The organism is Citrobacter sp. SX206, assembly GCF_024181025.1.
GTDB classification, from domain to species: Bacteria; Pseudomonadota; Gammaproteobacteria; order Enterobacterales; family Enterobacteriaceae; genus Citrobacter; species Citrobacter youngae.
Map to the genome: position 1 here is coordinate 2,252,001 of NZ_CP049738.1, position 20,884 is coordinate 2,272,884.

The 20,884-nt window shown below is 52.8% G+C and carries 15 protein-coding genes; 5 read left to right on the top strand and 10 right to left on the bottom strand.

Translation table 11 applies throughout. The annotated features are described in order from the left end of the window. Nucleotides 1–36 precede the first annotated feature (36 nt). The 6 genes from narI to G8S19_RS11055 all read right to left on the bottom strand — a co-directional run bounded on the left by narI (nucleotide 37) and on the right by G8S19_RS11055 (nucleotide 8,924). On the bottom strand, nucleotides 37–717 hold the full coding sequence (gene narI / locus G8S19_RS11030; protein ID WP_003020109.1) for a respiratory nitrate reductase subunit gamma: 681 nt from the start codon (nucleotides 715–717) through the stop codon (nucleotides 37–39). Then, nucleotides 714–1,409 carry a nitrate reductase molybdenum cofactor assembly chaperone gene (narW, locus tag G8S19_RS11035; RefSeq protein WP_101742180.1) on the bottom strand — a complete coding sequence of 232 codons (696 nt, stop codon included), beginning with the start codon at nucleotides 1,407–1,409 and terminating at the stop codon, nucleotides 714–716. The genes narI and narW overlap by 4 nt, the downstream gene beginning before the upstream one ends. Next, nucleotides 1,409–2,953, bottom strand: coding sequence for a nitrate reductase subunit beta (gene narH, locus G8S19_RS11040; RefSeq protein ID WP_253686578.1), 1,545 nt, complete (start codon nucleotides 2,951–2,953; stop codon nucleotides 1,409–1,411). The genes narW and narH overlap by 1 nt, the downstream gene beginning before the upstream one ends. Continuing rightward, entirely contained in the window at nucleotides 2,950–6,699 is a 3,750-nt protein-coding gene (locus G8S19_RS11045) for a nitrate reductase subunit alpha (RefSeq protein WP_253686580.1), read from the bottom strand. Before G8S19_RS11045 ends, narH begins: the two co-directional genes overlap by 4 nt. 49 nt (nucleotides 6,700–6,748) lie before the next feature. Beyond that, the gene (locus G8S19_RS11050; protein ID WP_115643395.1) at nucleotides 6,749–8,134 is read right to left on the bottom strand and encodes a NarK family nitrate/nitrite MFS transporter; all 1,386 of its coding nucleotides are present in this window, start codon (nucleotides 8,132–8,134) and stop codon (nucleotides 6,749–6,751) included. Between the two features lie 211 nt (nucleotides 8,135–8,345). Next, on the bottom strand, nucleotides 8,346–8,924 hold the full coding sequence (locus G8S19_RS11055; protein ID WP_253686582.1) for a TetR family transcriptional regulator: 579 nt from the start codon (nucleotides 8,922–8,924) through the stop codon (nucleotides 8,346–8,348). A 117-nt stretch (nucleotides 8,925–9,041) separates the two neighbouring features. On the opposite strand from G8S19_RS11055, the gene G8S19_RS11060 reads away from it, so the two are divergent. Next, nucleotides 9,042–10,529 carry an MFS transporter gene (locus tag G8S19_RS11060; protein WP_061067910.1) on the top strand — a complete coding sequence of 496 codons (1,488 nt, stop codon included), beginning with the start codon at nucleotides 9,042–9,044 and terminating at the stop codon, nucleotides 10,527–10,529. Here the strand turns inward: G8S19_RS11060 and G8S19_RS11065 are convergent, their stop codons facing one another. The 3 genes from G8S19_RS11065 to yddG all read right to left on the bottom strand — a co-directional run bounded on the left by G8S19_RS11065 (nucleotide 10,530) and on the right by yddG (nucleotide 13,473). Next, entirely contained in the window at nucleotides 10,530–10,910 is a 381-nt protein-coding gene (locus G8S19_RS11065; RefSeq protein ID WP_086523677.1) for a GFA family protein, read from the bottom strand. Between the two features lie 143 nt (nucleotides 10,911–11,053). After that, nucleotides 11,054–12,133, bottom strand: coding sequence for a porin OmpD (gene ompD, locus G8S19_RS11070; protein WP_048211642.1), 1,080 nt, complete (start codon nucleotides 12,131–12,133; stop codon nucleotides 11,054–11,056). A gap of 458 nt (nucleotides 12,134–12,591) precedes the next feature. Beyond that, nucleotides 12,592–13,473 (bottom strand): aromatic amino acid efflux DMT transporter YddG, encoded by an 882-nt coding sequence (gene yddG / locus G8S19_RS11075; protein WP_253686584.1) that lies wholly within the window; start codon nucleotides 13,471–13,473, stop codon nucleotides 12,592–12,594. Nucleotides 13,474–13,759: 286 nt separating this feature from the next. On the opposite strand from yddG, the gene fdnG reads away from it, so the two are divergent. The 4 genes from fdnG to G8S19_RS11095 all read left to right on the top strand — a co-directional run bounded on the left by fdnG (nucleotide 13,760) and on the right by G8S19_RS11095 (nucleotide 19,085). Further along, nucleotides 13,760–16,807: a formate dehydrogenase-N subunit alpha gene (fdnG, locus tag G8S19_RS11080; RefSeq protein WP_086523676.1), complete on the top strand. Its 3,048-nt coding sequence runs from the start codon at nucleotides 13,760–13,762 to the stop codon at nucleotides 16,805–16,807. 13 nt (nucleotides 16,808–16,820) lie between these two features. Continuing rightward, nucleotides 16,821–17,705, top strand: coding sequence for a formate dehydrogenase N subunit beta (gene fdnH / locus G8S19_RS11085; protein WP_101742184.1), 885 nt, complete (start codon nucleotides 16,821–16,823; stop codon nucleotides 17,703–17,705). Further along, complete coding sequence (gene fdnI / locus G8S19_RS11090) at nucleotides 17,698–18,354, top strand: formate dehydrogenase-N subunit gamma (protein ID WP_048211647.1); 657 nt, start codon at nucleotides 17,698–17,700, stop codon at nucleotides 18,352–18,354. The genes fdnH and fdnI overlap by 8 nt, the downstream gene beginning before the upstream one ends. Nucleotides 18,355–18,482: 128 nt before the next feature. Continuing rightward, nucleotides 18,483–19,085: an inorganic diphosphatase gene (locus G8S19_RS11095; protein ID WP_101742186.1), complete on the top strand. Its 603-nt coding sequence runs from the start codon at nucleotides 18,483–18,485 to the stop codon at nucleotides 19,083–19,085. 79 nt (nucleotides 19,086–19,164) lie between these two features. Here the strand turns inward: G8S19_RS11095 and G8S19_RS11100 are convergent, their stop codons facing one another. Beyond that, nucleotides 19,165–20,880: an ABC-F family ATP-binding cassette domain-containing protein gene (locus tag G8S19_RS11100; protein WP_124022080.1), complete on the bottom strand. Its 1,716-nt coding sequence runs from the start codon at nucleotides 20,878–20,880 to the stop codon at nucleotides 19,165–19,167. Between the last annotated feature and the right edge of the window lie 4 nt (nucleotides 20,881–20,884).

Below are 20,884 nucleotides of genomic sequence, written 5' to 3' on the forward strand. Positions count from 1 at the left end.
CCGGTAAGCGCATGCGCTACCGGGCAGCAGAGGAAATTAGCGGCGCGAACGCACTATCTGATAACGGCGGGTAAAGTACTCAAACGGCGCACTCCACACGTGAACCAGGCGGGTGAACGGGAACAGCAGGAAAATGGTCATCCCCAGCACCAGATGCACACGGAAAATCCACGCCACGCCATCCAGATGCGCAGATGCACCGCCCTGGAAGGTCACCACCGACTGCGCCCAACCGACCAGTTTTAGCATTTCACTGCCGTCAGGATGCTGTGCAGAGAACGGGATAGTGGTTAAACCGAGGATGCATTGAATCAGCAGAACGCAGAGGATCAGAATATCTGCGGTTGAGGAGGTTGCGCGAATGCGCGGGTTAGTCAGCCTGCGCACCAGCAGGCCAGCGCCACCCACCAGTGTGAGCACGCCACAAAGCCCGCCGGCAATCATCGCCATCTGCTGCTTTACCGCAATCGGCAGGAACCAGGCATACATCCAGTGCGGCGTTAACATGCCAAACAGGTGACCGAAAAATATCCCCAGAATGCCGATGTGGAACAGGTTTGACCACAACACCATACCGCGTTTGTCCAGCATCTGGCTGGAAGAGGCGCGCCATGTGTATTGCCCGTAGTCGTAGCGTAGCCAACTGCCGAGGATAAACACCGTACCGCACAGGTACGGATAGATATCGTAAAAAAAGACGTTCAGGTACTGTATCATTTCGGGCCTCCCGCGCTGACGTCGACATACTGAGGTGCCACGTCCTGGCTAAAGCGTCGTTGATAGTTTTGTAACGGTGAACTGTCACAGGTGGTGGCGTTATCCTCGATAAACTTCACCTGTTCCTCCTCCCAGACCGCATCCAGCGCCTGACGGGTATCGTCGCGGGTTTCCGTGCCAACCTGTTTAGTGACACTGTCACTCGAAAGAGGACTTCCGGCAAGCTGCAACAGGGCATCAAACAGTTGATACCACGGCGTATCGCGCTGTTTTAAGCGCCCGCCAAGCAACGCCAGAATCGGTGCGACGTTCTGCAGTCCTTCTTTGGCCTCCGCTTCCGGTAACACGCTTAAGTACTCAAGATATAAAGGCAGGTGATCCGGCAGTTCGCGACAGTTTAGCTGCAGCCCGACCTTTTCATACTGCGCCAACAGATCGACCATCGCCTGACCACGGTCGCGGGACTCGGCGTGCACGTGTTCAAACAACAGCAGAGAGGTGGCCCGGCCCCGGTCAAAGATTTCGCACCATTCAGCTTGTTTATCCAGTAACGGCGCATTGAGCAGTTCCTGGCTAAAATCGCTCAGCATTGGAGCATCGCTGGCCACAAGCGCCAGCGCGTCGTCTTTACACTCCCATAGCAGCTCGTCGGGGTATTCCATCAGCAGACCGATAACCTTGAGGATTTGCATTATTGACCCTCCGCTTTATCGCGTACTTCGGTGATATCGATAGCGTCAATGCGGCTACTGTTAAACAGATTGAACTTAGTGTCCGAGCCGTGACAGCCGTCGCCGAAGGTAAAGCCGCAGCCGTTTTTCTCCGGGAAGGCATCACGCGCCATTTCACGATGGCTGGTTGGGATCACAAAGCGGTCTTCATAGTTGGCGATGGCCAGATAGCGGTACATCTCCTCAACCTGTTCAACGCTCAGACCCACTTCCTCAATCGCGCGAGTATCCGTAACACCTTCTACGGTTTGCGAACGCATATAGTGGCGCATCGCCATCATCCGTTTCAGGGCGCGCAGTACCGGGCCGGTATCGCCCGCGCTAAGCATATTGGCGAGGTACTGAACCGGAATGCGCAGTGACTCAACCGCGGGCAGAATGTTGCCATTGTGCGGCAGACCACCCGCGTCAGCGACCGACTGAATCGGTGACAACGGCGGCACGTACCAGACCATCGGCAGGGTGCGGTATTCCGGATGCAGTGGTAGCGCCAGCTTCCAGTCCATCGCCATTTTGTAAACCGATGAACGCTGGGCAGCTTCGATGACGTTGTGCGGAATACCCTGTTTAAGCGCTTCTTCAATCACCGCCGGATCGTGCGGGTTAAGGAACACATCGCACTGACGCTCGTAGAGATCGGTTTCATGCTCGGTGCTCGCTGCTTCCTCGATACGGTCGGCGTCGTACAGCAATACCCCGAGATAACGGATACGCCCAACGCAGGTTTCTGAACACACCGTCGGCTGGCCGGACTCAATACGCGGGTAGCAGAAAATGCACTTCTCTGACTTACCGCTCTTCCAGTTAAAGTAGATTTTTTTGTACGGACAGCCGCTGATGCACAAGCGCCAACCGCGACATTTGTCCTGGTCGATCAGCACAATGCCGTCTTCTTCACGTTTATAGATAGCCCCGCTCGGGCAGGTGGCGACACAGCTAGGGTTCAGACAGTGCTCGCACAGGCGCGGTAAATACATCATGAAGGTGTTTTCGAACTGTCCGTACATCTCCTTTTGCATCTTCTCGAAGTTACGGTCGCGGGCCCGTTTTGAGAATTCACCGCCAAGCAGTTCTTCCCAGTTGGGGCCCCAGATAATCTTGTCCATCCGTTTCCCATCAATCAGCGAGCGCGGGCGCGCGGTGGGCTGGTTCTTGCTCTCCGGCGCGCTATGCAGATGCTGATAATCGTAGGTAAACGGCTCATAGTAGTCATCGATTTGCGGGATCACCGGGTTGGCGAAAATTTTGGTGATCACGCCCATCTTGCCGCCCAGACGCGGTCTGATCTTGCCGTTGACATCGCGAACCCAGCCGCCTTGCCACTCTTCCTGATCTTCCCAGTTTTTCGGGTAACCAATGCCCGGCTTGGTCTCGACGTTGTTAAACCACGCATATTCCATCCCTTCACGCCCGGTCCAGACGTTTTTACAGGTGACGGAGCAGGTGTGGCAGCCGATGCACTTATCCAGATTCAGAACCATGCCTACCTGTGAGCGTATTTTCATTTTTTCGCCTCCTGTACCTGATCGCGACCTTCATCATCCAGCCAGTTAATGTTTTTCATTTTTCTAATCATGATGAACTCATCGCGGTTAGAGCCGACCGTCCCGTAATAGTTGAAGCTGTATGCCAGTTGCGCATAGCCGCCGATCATGTGCGTGGGTTTCGGGCAGACGCGGGTGACCGAGTTATGGATCCCGCCACGCATCCCGGTGACTTCGGAGCCGGGGATGTTCATGATTCGCTCCTGAGCGTGATACATCATGGTCATTCCCGGCGGCACGCGTTGACTCACCACTGCACGTGCGGTGAGCGCACCGTTGGCGTTGAAGGCTTCAATCCAGTCGTTATCCTCAATGCCCAGCTCTTTGGCATCGGTCTCGCTGATCCAGACAATGGGCCCGCCACGCGACAGCGTCAGCATCAGCAGGTTTTCACTGTAGGTAGAGTGGATGCCCCATTTCTGGTGCGGCGTCAGGAAGTTGAGGGCTTTTTCCGGGAAGCCGTTAGGCGGAACCTCGCGCATTTCACTGACGCTGCGGGTATCAATTGGTGGACGATACGCCACCAGGCTTTCACCGAACGCTCGCATCCACGCGTGATCCTGGTACAGCTGCTGGCGACCGGACAGAGTGCGCCATGGGATCAGTTCGTGGACGTTGGTATAGCCTGCGTTATAGGAGACATGTTCGCTTTCAAGGCCGGACCAGGTCGGACTGGAGATGATTTTGCGCGGCTGCGCCTGGATGTCGCGAAAACGAATCTTTTCGTCTTCTTTGTTCAACGCCAGATGCGTATGGTCGCGACCGGTCATCGCCCCCAGCGCTTCCCACGCCTTCACCGCCACCTGACCGTTGGTTTCCGGCGCCAGGGCGAGGATCACCTCAGAAGCATCCAGTGCGGTGTCAATCAGCGGTCGGCCTTTCGCCGGGCCTTCGCGTTTGGTGTAGTTCAGCTTGCCGAGGAAATCGACTTCCGCCTGGGTATTCCACGCAATGCCTTTCCCACCGTTACCAAGCTTGTCCATGAGCGGACCGAGTGAAGTAAAGCGTTCCCAGGTGGCGGGGTAGTCACGTTCCACAACGGCGATATTCGGTGCCGTTTTCCCCGGCAGGAGATCGCATTCGCCTTTGCGCCAGTCCAGAATGTCAAACGGCTGCGCCAGCTCTGCCGGAGAGTCGTGTTGCAGTGGTTGCAACACCACATCCGTCTCTTGCCCAAGGTGCCCCACACATACCTCGGAGAACACTTTGGCGATGCCTTTATAAATTTCCCAGTCGCTTTTTGACTCCCAGGCAGGATCGACTGCAGCCGACAGCGGGTGAATAAACGGATGCATATCCGAGGTATTCATATCGTCTTTTTCATACCAGGTGGCGGTAGGTAACACGATATCGGAGAACAGACACGTACTGGACATACGGAAGTCGAGCGTCACCAGCAGATCGAGCTTGCCCTCAATCGCCGCCGACTGCCATTCAACCTCTTCAGGTTTAATACCGTCGCTTGAACCGAGCGCTTCTCCCTGGATCCCGCTTTCGGTACCCAGCAGATATTTGAGCATGTATTCATGCCCTTTACCGGAGGAGCCGAGCAGGTTAGAGCGCCAGACGAACAGGTTGCGTGGATGGTTTTTGCCGCTATCCGGCTGCTCGCAGGCAAAACGAATATCACCCGATTTCAGCGCTTGCGCGGTGTATTCCACCGGAGACATTCCCGCTTGTTCTGCCTTTGCCCTGACAGTCAGTGGGTTGAGATTTAGCTGCGGGGCAGACGGTAGCCAGCCCATCCTTTCTGCACGCACGTTAAAATCAATTAAATGCCCGCTAAACTTCGACGCATCGGCCAGCGGAGAGAGGAGTTCTTGCGCGGTGAGTTTTTCATAACGCCACTGACTGGAGTGGTTGTAGAAAAACGAAGTGCTGTTCATCTGACGCGGTGGACGGTTCCAGTCCAGCGCAAAGGCCAGTGGCAGCCAGCCGGTTTGCGGACGCAGTTTCTCCTGACCCACATAGTGTGCCCAGCCGCCGCCGCTTTGCCCCACACAACCACAGAACACGAGGATGTTTATCATCCCACGGTAGTTCATGTCCATGTGGTACCAGTGGTTAACGCCAGCCCCGAGGATGATCATCGAACGGCCATGCGTTTTGTGCGCGGTATCGGCAAACTCACGGGCGATTTGTTCGATATGACGGCGTGGCACGCCGGTAATTTGCTCACCCCAGGCCGGGGTGTAGGCTTTTACTTCGCTGTAATCTTGTGCGCTATGAACATCATCCAGACCACGGTCGAGGCCGTAATTCGCCAGCACCAGATCATAGACGCTCACCACCGGACAAACGCTGCCATCTGCGAGGGTGAGACGTTTTACCGGCAATTGTCGAATCAGCACCGGCTCCTGCTTCACGCTGCGAAAATGTGGGTTTTCGTTGCCGCCGAAATAGGGGAATGCCACGCCGGTCACGTCATCATGCTGACCAAGCAGCGAGAGGGAAAGCTCTGAAAGCTCTGTTTCAGCGCCAGCCGCCAGCGATTCGAGATTCCATTTGCCTTTTTCGCCCCAGCGAAAACCAATCGAACCGTTCGGGACAACCAGTTCGCCTGCGCGGTTGAAAGCCACCGTTTTCCACTCCGGATTGTTGCTTTCGCCCAGGCCATCAACCAGGTCTGAAGCGCGCATCATGCGTCCAGGTACGTAGCTGCCATCTTCGCGGGCATCCAGCAGCACCAGCATTGGCATGTCGGTATAGCGGCGACAGTAATTGAGGAAATAATCGCTGGGATTGTCGAGATGGAACTCTTTCAGGATGACGTGGCCCATCGCCATTGCCAGCGCGCTGTCTGTCCCTTGTTTCGGAGCCAGCCACTGGTCGCACAGTTTGGCGACTTCCGAGTAATCCGGCGTAATGGCAATCGTCTTGGTGCCTTTGTAGCGTACTTCCGTAAAGAAGTGGGCGTCCGGGGTACGGGTCTGTGGCACGTTAGACCCCCAGGCGATGATATAGCTGGAGTTATACCAGTCGGCTGACTCCGGAACGTCGGTCTGCTCACCCCAGGTCATGGGTGACGCAGGCGGTAAATCGCAGTACCAGTCATAGAAGCTCAGGCAGGTTCCGCCCAGAAGTGAGAGATAGCGCGTACCCGCCGCGTAGGAAACCATCGACATGGCGGGAATGGGCGAGAATCCGGCCACGCGGTCCGGGCCATAGGTTTTTACCGTCCAGACGTTGGCGGCGGCAATCAGTTGATTAAGCTCTTTCCAGTTGGAACGGATAAACCCGCCGCGCCCGCGCACCTGTTTGTAGCTCTGGCATTTTTGCGGGTCGTTCATGATCGATTCCCAGGCCAGCACCGGATCGGGCTGGCGGGACAGGGCGTCACGCCACAGCTCGATGAGACGTTTACGCACCAGCGGGTATTTCAGGCGGTTAGCACTGTAGAGATACCAGGAATAGCTGGCACCACGCGGGCAGCCGCGTGGCTCATGATTTGGCAGGTCAGGACGGGTTCGCGGGTAGTCAGTTTGCTGTGTTTCCCAGGTCACCAGTCCGTTTTTAACGTAGATTTTCCAGCTGCATGAGCCGGTACAGTTCACGCCGTGGGTAGAGCGCACAATTTTGTCGAACTGCCAGCGCTGACGATAGCTGTCTTCCCAGTCCCGGTTGGTGTGCATCACTTGCCCGTGCCCCTCGGCAAATGTCTCACCCTTTTGTTTAAAGTAGCGAAAGCGATCTAACAGTTTACTCATGACATAACTCCTGCTTCGAATAACGTTGCCTGCACAGGCCAAAAGATGACTATTTTTTTTGTGATTTCCGGCCGTATACCAGCCAGGTCACCAGCACGCAGACGATGTAGAACACAAGGAATATTTTCATGGCGCCTACCGGAGACCCGGTCAGCGCCAGCGATGAACCAAACGCTTTCGGGATAAAGAAGCCCCCGACAGCGCCAATTGCGGAGATAAAACCCAGTGCGGCTGCGGTATCAGTTACCGCCTCACGCTGGGCCTGTTCTTCAGTACCACCGTGCAGCTTCACCCGGTAAATGGTGATTTTGCGAAAGATCACCGCAATCATCTGGAAGGTCGAACCGCTGCCCAGTCCTGCGGTCAGGAACAAGCCCATAAACACCAGATAGAAGGCAACAAAACTTCCTTCTCCGGAGCCGGGAAGGGTAAGAAACAGCAGGGCGCTAAACAGCGCCATAAAGATGAAGTTGATTAACGTGACGCGCACGCCGCCGAACTTGTCAGAGATCACGCCGCCAGCCGAACGCGCAAGCGCGCCGATGAACGGGCCGAAGAACGCCAGTTGCAGAATATTCACGTCAGGGAATTGTGTTTTCGCCAGCATGGCAAAGCCGGCCGAGAAACCGATAAATGAACCGAAGGTGGCGAGATACAGCAGGCTTAGCAGCCACAGATGAAAGCGTTTGAGGACCGGTAGTTGAGAGGCGATTGAGGCCTTCGAACTGGCGATGTCATTCATTCCCACGCCCGCAGCCAGCGTTGAGAGCAGCAGCAGCGGAACCCAAATCCATGCGGCGTTTGCCAGTGACAGTAAAGAACCGTCAGGCTGCGGCACGCCTTGTACACCTAAAAAGGTAAATAGGGGCAGGAAAATGACTAACGGCGCGATTAACTGCATCACGCTGACACCAAGGTTACCGAGCCCGCCATTCACGCCCAGCGCACTGCCTTGCTTCGCTTTCGGGAAGAAAAAGCTGATATTACCCATGCTGGAGGCAAAGTTAGCGCCAGCAAAACCACACATCAGCGCAATAATAATAAATACGCCAAACGGAGTAGCGGTATTTTGCACGGCAAATCCGAGCCAAAGGCAGGGAATGACCAGAATAATGGTGCTAAAAATGGTCCAACGGCGTCCACCAAATATAGGTACCATAAAGGAGTAGGGGACTCGCAATATTGCGCCTGAAAGAGAAGGCAATGCGGTTAATAAAAACAGTTGGTCGGTGGTGAAATTAAAACCAATTTTATTCAAATTGACGGCCACAGCACTGAACAACATCCAGACACAGAACGCCAGCAACAGACAACTCACTGATATCCATAGGTTTCTTCGGGCAATGTGCTTACCTTTATTTTCCCAAAAGGCGGGGTTCTCCGGTTTCCAGTCAGTTAAAAGATAACGATTATTTTTCTCATTTGATGCTGACATATTATTCTCCATGCACATGCCGTTCATGAAAAAGAAATAAACGCATACAGCGCCGCGCGAGTTCTTTTAGAAACTATTGAAAAGTTTTGGGAATATTGACTGAAAGAATAGATAAAAAAGCGCAATAACGCGGCGTGATGAGGGAATTACACGTTGCTTAAGTGTTACTAATTGTAAATTGAAAAGGTGTATTGTTAATTCATGTATAACATCAAATAAATAACTCCAGTGTTATCATGCGATCCAGGTGGCGCTCGAACGCTGGATCGGCCATTTCCTCAATGCCTAATACATAGATACCATCCAGACCGCATACCAACGCAATTAAACGCCAGGCCACATCGGCGGCATCTGGGGTGGATGAAAACTCACCGGCCTTCTGTCCCTGAGTGATAATATTCGCGGTTTCCTCGTGCCACATCCGCATGGTCAGCAGGTAAGCGCTTTTGATTTCCGGATCTTTATCCGCCAGAACCTGCGCTTCACGCCATAGTTTTATATAGGGTTCGAACCCGCCATCTTCACTTCCCAACATGGCATGGAGTCGTTCACGGTAAGTTGCGTTTTCACTGACCAGTTCGGCATCGAGAAGGGTGCGAATCAGGCGGACAAAGGCCAGGGATTTAAGCTCACCGGCAGACGTAAAATGATGATGCAGTTGCCCGGTCGCTACCTGAGCCTCTGTGGCAATACGTCTAACCGTCATGGCGGAAAATCCTTCTTCAAGCGCCACGCGCATTGCCGCCTGCAGGATCACTTCCCGACGTTCATCCCGATTCATATAGCTCATGCTTCCTCCCTATATTCACATTTTTGCCAGTTTAACAAAAAGTTGGACATACGTTCAATTTTCCGTAGGATCGATAAAGCTGGACATGTGTCCAGTTTCAGTTTTGTAGGGAGTTTTATGTTTCGTCAGTGGTTAACGTTAGTGATTATTGTGCTGGTCTACATCCCTGTTGCGATTGATGCAACGGTGCTGCACGTTGCCGCGCCCACGCTGAGTATGACGCTGGGTGCCAGTGGTAACGAGCTGCTGTGGATCATTGATATCTATTCTCTGGTAATGGCCGGTATGGTGTTACCGATGGGGGCGTTGGGCGATCGCATCGGTTTTAAGCGCTTACTGATACTGGGGGGCGGGCTATTTGGTCTGGCTTCCCTGGCTGCCGCGTTTGCTCACAGTGCCGGCTGGCTAATCGCGACCCGGGCTGTGTTGGCTATTGGTGCGGCGATGATCGTTCCGGCGACGCTGGCAGGTATTCGCGCCACCTTTGCCGAACAACGTCATCGTAATATGGCGCTCGGCGTTTGGGCTGCCGTCGGTTCAGGCGGTGCAGCATTTGGTCCCTTAGTCGGTGGTATGTTGCTGGAGCATTTCTACTGGGGCTCAGTGTTCTTAATCAATGTGCCCATTGTTCTGGTGGTGATGACATTGACCGCACGTTACGTGCCGCGCCAGACTGGACGCCGCGATCAGTCGTTAAATTTTGGCCATGCGATTATGTTGATCGTGGCGATTTTACTGCTGGTTTACAGTGCTAAAACGGCGCTAAAAGGGCATATGGCGACCGGGGTTATCGTATTGACACTGTTAACAGGAGCCGTGCTGCTGTGGAAATTTGTTCGTATTCAGCTCGCGGCCTCACGTCCGATGATTGATATGCGGTTGTTCACCCATCGCATTATATTAAGCGGCGTGGTAATGGCGATGACTGCGATGATCACCCTGGTGGGATTTGAGCTGTTGATGGCCCAGGAATTACAGTTTGTTCACGGTTTAACGCCGTATCAGGCGGGACTGTTTATGCTACCCGTCATGCTGGCGAGTGGCTTCAGCGGCCCGATTGCCGGTATGTTGGTTTCACGGCTGGGATTGCGCTGCGTGGCAACGGCAGGTATGGCGTTGAGTGCGGTCAGTTTCTACGGTCTGGCAATGACGGATTTCAGCACTCAGCAGATCCAGGCCTGGATATTAATGGCGTTACTGGGGTTCAGTGCCGCCAGTGCGCTACTGGCCTCAACGGCGGCCATTATGGCGGCAGCCCCGGCTGAAAAAGCCGCTGCGGCGGGGGCTATCGAAACCATGGCCTATGAATTGGGGGCCGGTCTTGGGATCGCGATTTTTGGTCTCTTGCTAAGCCGTAGTTTTTCCGCATCGATTCTACCGCCTGCCGGCCTCAGTGCGCAGGATCTGGAACGTGCTTCATCGTCAATGGGTGAAGCGGTGCAATTAGCACATTCTCTTTCGCCGTCTCTTAGCGACGCGTTGCTTGCAGCTGCCAGAGAAGCATTTACCTGGTCGCACAGCGTGGCATTGAGCAGCGCTGGCAGCATGCTTATCGTATTAGCGGTAGGGATGTGGTTCAGCCTGGCAAAAGTGAACCATCAATAACTAGTGAGCTAAATGACAGGGGTAATCCATCGCTTCGACTTCTTTTCCACTCAGGCGAGCGTATTGCCCCGTCAACCGCCAGAACGCAGGCTGTGTTTCGGTATAGATTTCAGCCGCCAGAATCAGACGGCGGCGATCCACCTCATTCAGCTCCAGCAATGTCCACGGAATAAAGTAGCGGTCGCTATCGGTCAGCGTAAACCACAAGGGGCATCCACAGCCGGAACAGAAGAAACGTTCTCCGCGCGTTGATGAGGGAAAGTGCGAAGGTTCTGCTGAATCAGGGGAAAGTAGTGGATGACCGCTGGCTTCCAGATACATGGCGACACCACCGGACCATTTCTGGCACAGCGTGCAGTGGCAGGCATAGACATCAAGCATTTCGACGTTTACGGTAAAATGACTCTGTCCGCAAAGACAACGACCAGTGAACGTCTGCACGGCATACTCCTTATGACCGAGTCTACATCAAGAGAAAAAGCCAGCCCTGGATGGACTGGCTTTGTATTCAACTTACAACAAAATTAGAACTGGTAGTTCAGACCAACTGCCACGATGTTGTCAGTGCTAACACGTGCGTCAGAAGTGAATTTGTTGTCGTCCAGCAGGTTGATTTTGTAATCAACGAAGGTAGACATGTTTTTGTTGAAGTAGTAGGTCGCACCCAGATCAACGTATTCAACCAGATCCTGGTCGCCGTAAACACCCAGATCTTTACCTTTGGATTTCAGGTAAGCGATGGACGGACGCAGACCGAAGTCGAACTGGTACTGAGCAACAACTTCAAAGTTCTGCGCTTTGTTAGCAATACCGTCTACTTTACCGAACGTGGTCATGTTGCGGGTTTCAGAGTAGGTAGTTGCCAGGTAGATGTTGTTCGCATCATATTTCAGGCCAGCAGCCCATACTTCTGCGTTTTTACCGGAAGCGTAGAATTCGTTGTTGCCATTACGCATCTGGTCATCAGTACGGTCAGATTTCGCATAGGTTGCACCGATGCCGAAGCCTTCGTATTCATAAGTAGAAGACAGACCGAAACCGTCACCGTTCGCTTCAACGTCGCTGCTACGGTCGTTTTTGCCCTGATACTGAGCAGCAAAGTTCAGACCTTCAACCAGACCGAAGAAGTCAGTGTTACGGTAAGTTGCAACGCCGGTAGCACGCTGAGTCATGAAGACGTCAGTCTGGGTCCAGGTATCACCGCCGAATTCCGGCAGGACGTCAGTCCATGCGCCGATGTCGTAGGCTACGCCGTAGTTACGACCGTAGTCGAAAGAACCGTATTCAGCGAATTTCAGGCCAGCGAATGCCAGACGGGTTTTGTCTGCTTCGGAACCTTGATCTTCAGAACGGTTGCCTTTGAATTCATATTCCCACTGGCCGAAACCAACCAGTTGGTCGTTGATCTGAGTTTCGCCTTTGAAGCCCAGACGCGCGTAAGTTTTGTCACCATCGCTGCTGGTATCGTCAGAGAAGTAATGCTGAGCGTGAACTTTACCGTACAGATCCAGTTTGTTACCGTCTTTGTTATAAATCTCAGCTGCGTTTACCGCACCCGCTGCCAACAGGGTAGTCACTGCCACTGCAACTAATTTAAGTTTCATTCTAAATAATCCTTATAATTTTTTCTTGGTGTGTTTCCTAAACCATTGCTAAACGAGGCCGTTCATCAATGACGAACTATTTTTAAATGACGATGTGGTATTAGTTCAATAATAAGTTTCATAATATTGCGGAATATTTGAATTTGTGTGATCTAGATCTACATAATACAGCTGATTATATTAATATTAATATGTGACCTTTTGTTGGGATATATTTTCGGCGGGGACTATTGTGCTGGTTATGGTTTACTAATCGTTAGTAACCTATGTAAAATATATACAACCGGAGGGTTATAGGTAAACATATAATATTTTCGGCTGTTGATTAATTACCAGTTACTTAACATTTAATTAAACAAATAAAAACATAATACACAAGCGAAATGTACAATTATTATCCGTTAACTGACCAGAGTGTAGCCGGGTTCTATCTCTATGCCAGAAACCCGGCCTGATTTCTATATCCGACGTGTTGCCAGCCAGCACAGTAGTGAGCCAGCACAGACCATCAGTGCGCCTTGCCAGAACGAGAACGACAGCGGGGCGCTGAGCAATACAGCAGCCAGGGCAGAAGAAAGCACTGGGGTGAAATAAGACCCTACTGCCATGACAGTGACATTTCCGTGTAAAATTCCGATATTCCAGGCCGCATAGGCAAATCCTAGTGTTAATGCAGCCGTGAACATCTTAATGGTCACCGGTGTGCTGAAAACCATTCCTGGTTGTGGCGTCATAAAATAGTAGGCCCACAAACTTGCCGCCGTCAGTAAAACAAAAACGGTGATACCGTTAAACCCTTTCGCAAATTTATTAGTGACAGTGCAATACGTTGCCCAGATAAAAGCGCCCAAGAATGCGAGAAAATAACTCAGCGGGCTACTGGCAATGTTGCTGATAATTTCACCTGGATTTAGACCGTTCTCGCCACCTAAAACCCAGCAGACTCCGGTCAATGCGAGAATTAATCCAGGAATAATCATCCAGTTTGTTTTTTGACCATTAAATAATATAGCAAACAAAATCGTCAGACTTGGCCAGAGATAATTGACCATTCCTACTTCTATTGCCTGGTGTCGGGTAGCGGCATAACCTAATGCCAACGCCAGGCAAATTTCATAGCTGACAAAAAGCACGCTACCGGCGATTAAATAACGAACAGGTATTTTTCTAATATTTGGAAATCCGACGGTAAATATCAGCAGCAGGCCGCTTAGCGAGAAGATCATCGCTGCGCCGCCCGCTGGCCCGAGACCTTCGCTTACCCCACGAATCAACCCCACCATCGTGCTCCACAGCACAATGGCGATGAGCCCGATTAACGTTGCTTTTTGTTTTGTCATGCTGTTTGTCTGTCCGTCGTCCTGGCAAAAATGAAGCTGAAATTTATAGCACTTTTACGTCAGCACGGGCTAACTAATTAGCTTTTAGCTAACCCCTTGTGGGTACACAGGTTGCACAAACTGCACTATTTAGTAGCGGAACCGTTTCGTTATTGATTTGACGCAAAAAAAATATGGATATAGCTGTTAGTTTCGTCGCGAAGTTGTACATGTCATCTTTCAGACTGCCGCGCTGGCGCAAGGTGAAAGATGTCTTGTACGAACCCCTGTAAAAAAGAGGAAAGCAATGGACGTCAGCCGCAGACAATTCTTTAAAATCTGCGCGGGCGGTATGGCGGGAACAACAGTGGCCGCACTGGGTTTTGCACCCAAAATGGCACTGGCTCAGGCGCGAAACTACAAACTGTTACGCGCAAAAGAGATCCGAAACACCTGCACATACTGTTCCGTAGGTTGCGGGCTATTAATGTATAGCCTTGGTGATGGAGCAAAAAACGCCAAAGAGTCGATTTATCATATCGAAGGGGATCCGGATCATCCGGTGAGCCGTGGGGCACTTTGTCCTAAGGGAGCAGGATTACTGGATTACGTGCACAGCGAAAGCCGTTTACGCTACCCGGAATATCGCGCTCCCGGTTCCGACAAATGGCAACGCATCAGTTGGGATGAAGCTTTCTCCCGCATCGCAAAACTGATGAAAGCAGACCGTGACGCCAACTTTATTGAGAAGAATGAGCAGGGCGTGACGGTAAACCGCTGGCTTTCAACCGGGATGCTGTGTGCATCTGCGGCGAGTAATGAAACCGGCATGCTGACGCAAAAATTCGTGCGCTCACTCGGCATGCTGGCGGTAGACAACCAGGCACGCGTCTGACACGGACCAACGGTAGCAAGTCTTGCTCCAACATTTGGTCGCGGTGCGATGACCAACCACTGGGTTGATATCAAAAACGCTAACGTCGTAATGGTGATGGGCGGTAACGCCGCTGAAGCACATCCGGTGGGATTCCGCTGGGCGATGGAAGCTAAAAACAACAATGATGCTACGCTGATTGTTGTCGATCCCCGTTTTACCCGTACAGCGTCGGTGGCGGATATCTATGCGCCGATTCGCTCCGGCACGGACATTACGTTCCTTTCCGGCGTATTGCTGTATCTGATTGAAAATAACAAAATCAATGCTGAATACGTTAAGCACTACACCAACGCCAGCCTGCTGGTGCGGGATGATTTTGCTTTTGAAGACGGTTTGTTCAGCGGTTACGACGCCAAAAAACGTCAATATGATAAGTCGTCCTGGAACTACCAGTTCGATGAAAATGGCTACGCAAAACGCGATGAAACCTTAAGCCATCCCCGTTGCGTGTGGAACCTGCTCAAACAGCACGTTTCCCGTTATACGCCGGATGTGGTGGAAAACATCTGCGGTACGCCGAAAGCCGACTTCCTGAAAGTGTGTGAAGTTCTGGCCTCCACCAGTGCTGCCGATCGTACCACGACCTTCCTGTACGCGCTGGGCTGGACACAACATACCGTTGGGGCGCAGAACATCCGCACCATGGCGATGATCCAGTTGCTGCTCGGTAACATGGGGATGGCCGGTGGCGGCGTAAACGCATTACGCGGTCACTCCAACATTCAGGGCTTAACCGACTTGGGTCTGTTATCAACCAGCCTGCCCGGTTATCTGACGCTGCCGTCAGAAAAGCAGACTGATCTGCAAACCTATCTGGCCGCCAATACCCCCAAAGCGACGCTGGCCTCCCAGGTGAACTACTGGGGCAACTATCCGAAGTTCTTCGTCAGTTTGATGAAATCTTTCTACGGCGATGCGGCACAGAAAGAAAACGACTGGGGCTTTGAATGGCTGCCGAAGTGGGATCAGTCCTACGACGTCATCAAATATTTCAACATGATGGATAGCGGGAAAGTTACCGGCTACATCTGTCAGGGCTTTAACCCAGTTGCGTCCTTCCCGGACAAAAACAAAGTAGTACAGAGCCTCAGCAAACTGAAGTATCTGGTGGTTATTGATCCGCTGGTCACAGAAACGTCCACATTCTGGCAAAACCACGGCGAATCCAACGATGTCGATCCGGCGTCGATTCAGACTGAAGTTTTCCGTCTGCCATCCACCTGCTTTGCAGAAGAAGACGGCTCGATTGCTAACTCTGGCCGTTGGCTGCAGTGGCACTGGAAAGGTCAGGATGCACCAGGTGAAGCGCGTAATGACGGCGAAATTCTGGCCGGTATTTACCATCGTCTGCGCGACATGTATCGCACCGAAGGCGGTAAAGCTGTAGAGCCTGTGCTGAAAATGAGCTGGAACTATAAGGTACCGGACGAACCGCATTCCGAGGAAGTGGCCAAAGAGAACAACGGCTATGCGCTGGAAGATCTCTATGATGCGAATGGCGTGCTGGTGGCGAAAAAAGGTCAGTTGCTCAACAGCTTTGCGCTCCTGCGTGACGACGGTACAACGTCATCCTCCTGCTGGATTTATACCGGTAGCTGGACCGAGCAGGGCAACCAGATGGCTAACCGCGATAACGCCGACCCATCAGGTCTGGGTAATACGCTGGGCTGGGCCTGGGCATGGCCACTGAACCGTCGAGTACTGTACAACCGCGCTTCGGCAGACCCGCAGGGTAAACCGTGGGATCCGAAACGGATGTTGATCCAGTGGAACGGTACTAAGTGGACCGGAAACGATATCCCTGACTTCAACAACGCCGCACCGGGTAGTGGCACCAATCCGTTTATCATGCAGCCGGAAGGGCTGGGGCGTCTGTTTGCTATCGATAAGCTGGCGGAAGGGCCGTTCCCGGAACACTACGAGCCGATGGAAACGCCGCTGGGTACGAACCCGCTGCACCCGAACGTGATCTCCAACCCGGCAGCGCGTCTGTACGAAGCGGATGCCTTGCGTATGGGGACGAAGCAGGACTTCCCATACGTCGGAACCACCTATCGTCTGACCGAGCATTTCCACACCTGGACCAAACACGCACTGTTAAATGCGATTGCCCAACCAGAGCAGTTTGTGGAAATCAGCGAAACGCTGGCGTCAGCAAAAGGTATCGGCAACGGCGACTACGTGAAAGTCAGCAGCAAGCGTGGATTTATTCGCGCAGTTGCGGTGGTCACCCGTCGTCTGCAAACCCTGAACGTCAACGGTCAGCAGGTTGAAACCGTAGGGATCCCAATCCACTGGGGCTTTGAAGGAGTCGCGCGTAAAGGCTTTATCGCCAACACCCTGACGCCGAATGTCGGTGATGCAAACTCGCAAACGCCGGAATACAAAGCGTTTTTAGTTAACATCGAGAAGGCGTAAGGGGGGCGAACATATGTCTATGGAAACGCAGGACATCATCAAACGGTCCGCAACAAACTCCATCACGCCGCCGCCTCAGGCCCGTGATTACAAAGCCGAGGTCGCGAAGCTGATCGACGTTTCCACCTGTATAGGCTGTAAGGCCTGTCAGGTGGCATGCTCAGAGTGGAACGATATCCGCGATGAAGTCGGCCACTGCGTCGGGGTGTATGACAACCCCGCCGATCTCAGCGCCAAGTCCTGGACGGTGATGCGGTTTACCGAAACCGAACAGAACGGCAAGCTGGAGTGGTTGATTCGTAAAGACGGCTGTATGCACTGTGAAGATCCGGGCTGCCTGAAGGCATGCCCGTCTGCCGGAGCAATCATCCAGTACGCGAACGGGATTGTTGATTTCCAGTCAGAGCATTGCATTGGTTGCGGGTACTGTATTGCCGGGTGTCCATTTAATATTCCGCGCCTCAATAAAGAGGATAACCGCGTGTATAAATGTACGCTGTGTGTGGATCGCGTCAGCGTTGGGCAAGAACCTGCCTGCGTGAAGACCTGTCCAACCGGGGCAATACATTTCGGCACTAAGCAGGAAATGCTGGAAATGGGCGAGCAGCGTGTGGCAAAACTGAAAGCACGCGGTTTCGAACACGCCGGTCTCTACAACCCGGAAGGTGTGGGTGGTACGCACGTTATGTACGTTCTGCATCATGCCAACCAGCCGGAGCTGTATCACGGCCTGCCGAAAGAGCCTAGGATCGATACCTCTATCAATCTGTGGAAAGGGGCTCTGAAACCGCTGGCTGCTGCCGGATTTATCGCTACCTTCGCCGGGCTGATTTACCACTACATTGGCATCGGCCCGAATAAGGAAGTGGACGACGACGAGGAGGATCATCATGAGTAAGTCGAAAATGATTGTGCGCACGAAGTTTATCGACCGCGCCTGTCACTGGACGGTGGTGATCTGCTTCTTCCTGGTGGCGCTGTCGGGGATTTCGTTTTTCTTCCCGACCCTACAATGGCTGACGCAAACCTTCGGTACGCCGCAGATGGGGCGTATTCTGCACCCCTTCTTTGGTTTGCTGATCTTCGTTGCGCTGATGTTCATGTTTGTGCGCTTTGTGCACCACAACATCCCGGATAAGAAAGACATCCCGTGGCTGAAAAACATTGTGGAAGTGCTGAAGGGCAATGAACACAAAGTGGCGGATGTGGGCAAATACAACGCCGGACAGAAAATGATGTTCTGGTCGATCATGAGCATGATTTTTGTGCTGCTGGTCACGGGCGTTATTATCTGGCGTCCATACTTTGCGCAGTATTTCCCGATGCAGGTAGTGCGTTACAGCCTGCTGATCCACGCTGCGGCGGGCATTATTCTGATGCACGCTATCCTCATCCATATGTATATGGCATTTTGGGTGAAAGGATCAATTAAAGGCATGGTTGAAGGGAAAGTGAGCCGTCGCTGGGCGAAGAAGCATCATCCGCGCTGGTATCGCGATGTTGAAAAGCTGGAAGCAAAGAAAGAGAGTGAAGAAGGGGTTAAGTAAACCTGATGCTTTCTGACAACAATGGCGCTGCGGATGTAGCGCCATTTTTTTGCCAAAAAAACGTCATGTTTCTGTCATCTGGTAAACGTAAGGTGTTGTCTTTCCAATAAGAGAAGAGTTAAAAGACAATGCTTCTGGTGAAAAAATTACTCGCAGTCAGCGTGTTTCTCTGTGCGTCCGCTCAGGCGCAGAACATCCTCGAATTTCCTCAGCCGGAGAATAACCCGGAAGAGTTTTATGCCGTGACTGAAATCCCGGCAGGCGGGATCATAAAATATGAAACCGACGCCAAAACCGGCTTTATCATTGCCGATCGTTTCCAGTCGATGCCGGTTGCCTATCCGGCAAACTATGGCTCATTGACCCAGTCCCTGGCAGGTGACGGTGACCCGCTGGATGTGATTTTCTATACCCGGGCACCGCTGGCCCCGGGAACGCTGATCAAGTTGCGCGCGATTGGCGTGCTGAAGATGATTGATGGCGGGGAAAAGGACGATAAAATTGTCGCCGTGCCGGCCAGCAAAATTGACCCCACCTATGACGACATCAAAGAGTTGAGCGATTTGCCAAAGATCGAAGTGCAACGACTGGAGTCGTTTTTCCGCGTGTACAAAGAGTTGCCGGAAGGGCGTAAGAAAGTAGAGTTAAATGGCTTTAACGATGCGGCCACCGCGAAACAAGAGATCAAGCAGGCATGGGATGCCTGGAAAGAAAAACAGCCGAAACAGTAAATGAAATGCCGGATGGCAGGCCTACACGCGCATTTTGCTAATGTAGGCCGGATAGGCTTGCGCCATCCGGCAATAGAGATTACTCCAGTTGTGAGTTCAGGCGCTCAATCTCTTTACGCCATTGCGCTTGCAACAGCGGCTTTTGATGTTTCGGCTTGCGGGCGAGATCGTCGGCCAGACGTTGCTCCAGCTCGAGGAGTTGTTCCAGCAATTCATCGCTGTCACCGCGTATTTCGGCCCTCGCTTCGACCACCGTTTTGGGAACGCTCATCTCATCAGACGTTTCCCGAATACGATCGTTGATCGCGTCCAGATCGTGCCATTCGCTAAGTTCACCATTATCGATAAACCAGAACCTATTACAGCTTTGGCTGATAAGCTGACGGTCATGGCTGACCAGCAGCACGCCGCCGCTGAAACTTTGTAGCGTCTGCGCCAGCGCTTCTTTACCTTCCATATCCAGATGGTTGGTTGGTTCATCGAGCATCAGCAGGCTGTAGCGCGCAAGCGTCAGCCCAACAAACAGCAGCCGGGAGCGCTCACCGCCGCTTAGTGTACTGACCCTCTGCGCATGACGAATCCACGGAAAGCCCGCGCTAATCAGCGCCATCTTGCGAACATCAGGCTGCGGAGCAAACGGTTCGAGCGCATCAAACAACGTGTCGTCATCTGTGAGCTGGTGTAGCGTCTGATCGTAATACCCCAGTGTGACGCGAGAGTGCAACATCAGTGAGCACGATGCCATTTGCGACTGATATTGCTGCCAGATAAGCCGTAGCAGCGATGATTTCCCGCAACCGTTACGCCCGACAATCGCCACGCGATCGCCGCTTTTTAACCGGATACCGGCAATGGAAAACAGTGTATCTGCGTCGGGAGCAGGGGCTACAGACAGATTGGTCATCTCCAGCAAACGATCTGCACGCAGGGCATCACCCTGCAATGTTAGTGTCCACTGACTTCCTGCTGTAACTTCTGTCTGCACCTCTTTCAGGCGCTGCACCTGTTTTTCCATCTGCTTGGCCTTGCGGGAGAGATCTTCGTTGTCGTAGACCCGCCCCCAGGTTGCCAGCCGTTTGCTGCTGGCGGTAACCCGGTCTATCTCTTTTTGCTCAGCCTTGTGGCGCAGAGCATCGCTGACGTCTCTTTCTGCCAGCGCCTGACGTGCCGCGCTACAGGGCAGATCAAAGGCATGGAGAGTGCGATCGCGCAGGATCCACGTTCCGTGAGTCACCGCGTCCAGCAACTGCGGGTCGTGGGAAACCACCACAAAACTGCCAGACCAGTTCTGTAAGAACTGCTCCAGCCACAGTAATGTTGGCAAATCCAGATGGTTACCCGGTTCATCCAGCAGCAGCAGGTCAGGATTACGCATCATCGCCCGCGCTAATAGCAAGCGTGTGTGCTGGCCACCGCTCAACGTTTGCGCTGTCAGAGATAAATTCTCTGGCGTGAAACCCATTTTGGCAAGCAGCGCTTCAACCCGCCATTGTTGAGCCGCACGCTCATGCTCAGGAAGTTGAGCGAGAACGGCTTCCTGCAGCGTAAGCGGCAGTATATCGTCAGGTAGATGTTGTTCTACACGCGCGAGATGGCAGTGATTCGCTTGCGCGATTGCTCCGCTGGTGGGCGAAATCGTGCCATCGAGCAGTTTTAACAGCGTGCTTTTGCCGCAGCCGTTGTAACCGATAAGCCCAATGCGGTCGCCTTTTTTGAGGGTAAATGAGAGATCGTCGAACAGGGTGCCGAATGCCGTATCAACGTGTAAGGATTGTGCGGTTAGTAATGTGCTCATTGTT

Excerpts from the sequence above, each read along its gene's own strand:
- yddG (WP_253686584.1), bottom strand. The coding sequence starts at position 13,473 with ATGACAAAACAAAAAGCAACGTTAATCGGGCTCATCGCCATTGTGCTG.
- fdnI (WP_048211647.1), top strand. The coding sequence starts at position 17,698 with ATGAGTAAGTCGAAAATGATTGTGCGCACGAAGTTTATCGACCGCGCC.
- G8S19_RS11055 (WP_253686582.1), bottom strand. The coding sequence starts at position 8,924 with ATGAGCTATATGAATCGGGATGAACGTCGGGAAGTGATCCTGCAGGCG.
- G8S19_RS11050 (WP_115643395.1), bottom strand. The coding sequence starts at position 8,134 with ATGTCAGCATCAAATGAGAAAAATAATCGTTATCTTTTAACTGACTGG.
- G8S19_RS11095 (WP_101742186.1), top strand. The coding sequence starts at position 18,483 with ATGCTTCTGGTGAAAAAATTACTCGCAGTCAGCGTGTTTCTCTGTGCG.
- fdnH (WP_101742184.1), top strand. The coding sequence starts at position 16,821 with ATGTCTATGGAAACGCAGGACATCATCAAACGGTCCGCAACAAACTCC.
- G8S19_RS11100 (WP_124022080.1), bottom strand. The coding sequence starts at position 20,880 with ATGAGCACATTACTAACCGCACAATCCTTACACGTTGATACGGCATTC.
- narW (WP_101742180.1), bottom strand. The coding sequence starts at position 1,409 with ATGCAAATCCTCAAGGTTATCGGTCTGCTGATGGAATACCCCGACGAG.
- narI (WP_003020109.1), bottom strand. The coding sequence starts at position 717 with ATGATACAGTACCTGAACGTCTTTTTTTACGATATCTATCCGTACCTG.
- narH (WP_253686578.1), bottom strand. The coding sequence starts at position 2,953 with ATGAAAATACGCTCACAGGTAGGCATGGTTCTGAATCTGGATAAGTGC.
- ompD (WP_048211642.1), bottom strand. The coding sequence starts at position 12,133 with ATGAAACTTAAATTAGTTGCAGTGGCAGTGACTACCCTGTTGGCAGCG.
- G8S19_RS11060 (WP_061067910.1), top strand. The coding sequence starts at position 9,042 with ATGTTTCGTCAGTGGTTAACGTTAGTGATTATTGTGCTGGTCTACATC.
- G8S19_RS11045 (WP_253686580.1), bottom strand. The coding sequence starts at position 6,699 with ATGAGTAAACTGTTAGATCGCTTTCGCTACTTTAAACAAAAGGGTGAG.
- G8S19_RS11065 (WP_086523677.1), bottom strand. The coding sequence starts at position 10,910 with ATGCTTGATGTCTATGCCTGCCACTGCACGCTGTGCCAGAAATGGTCC.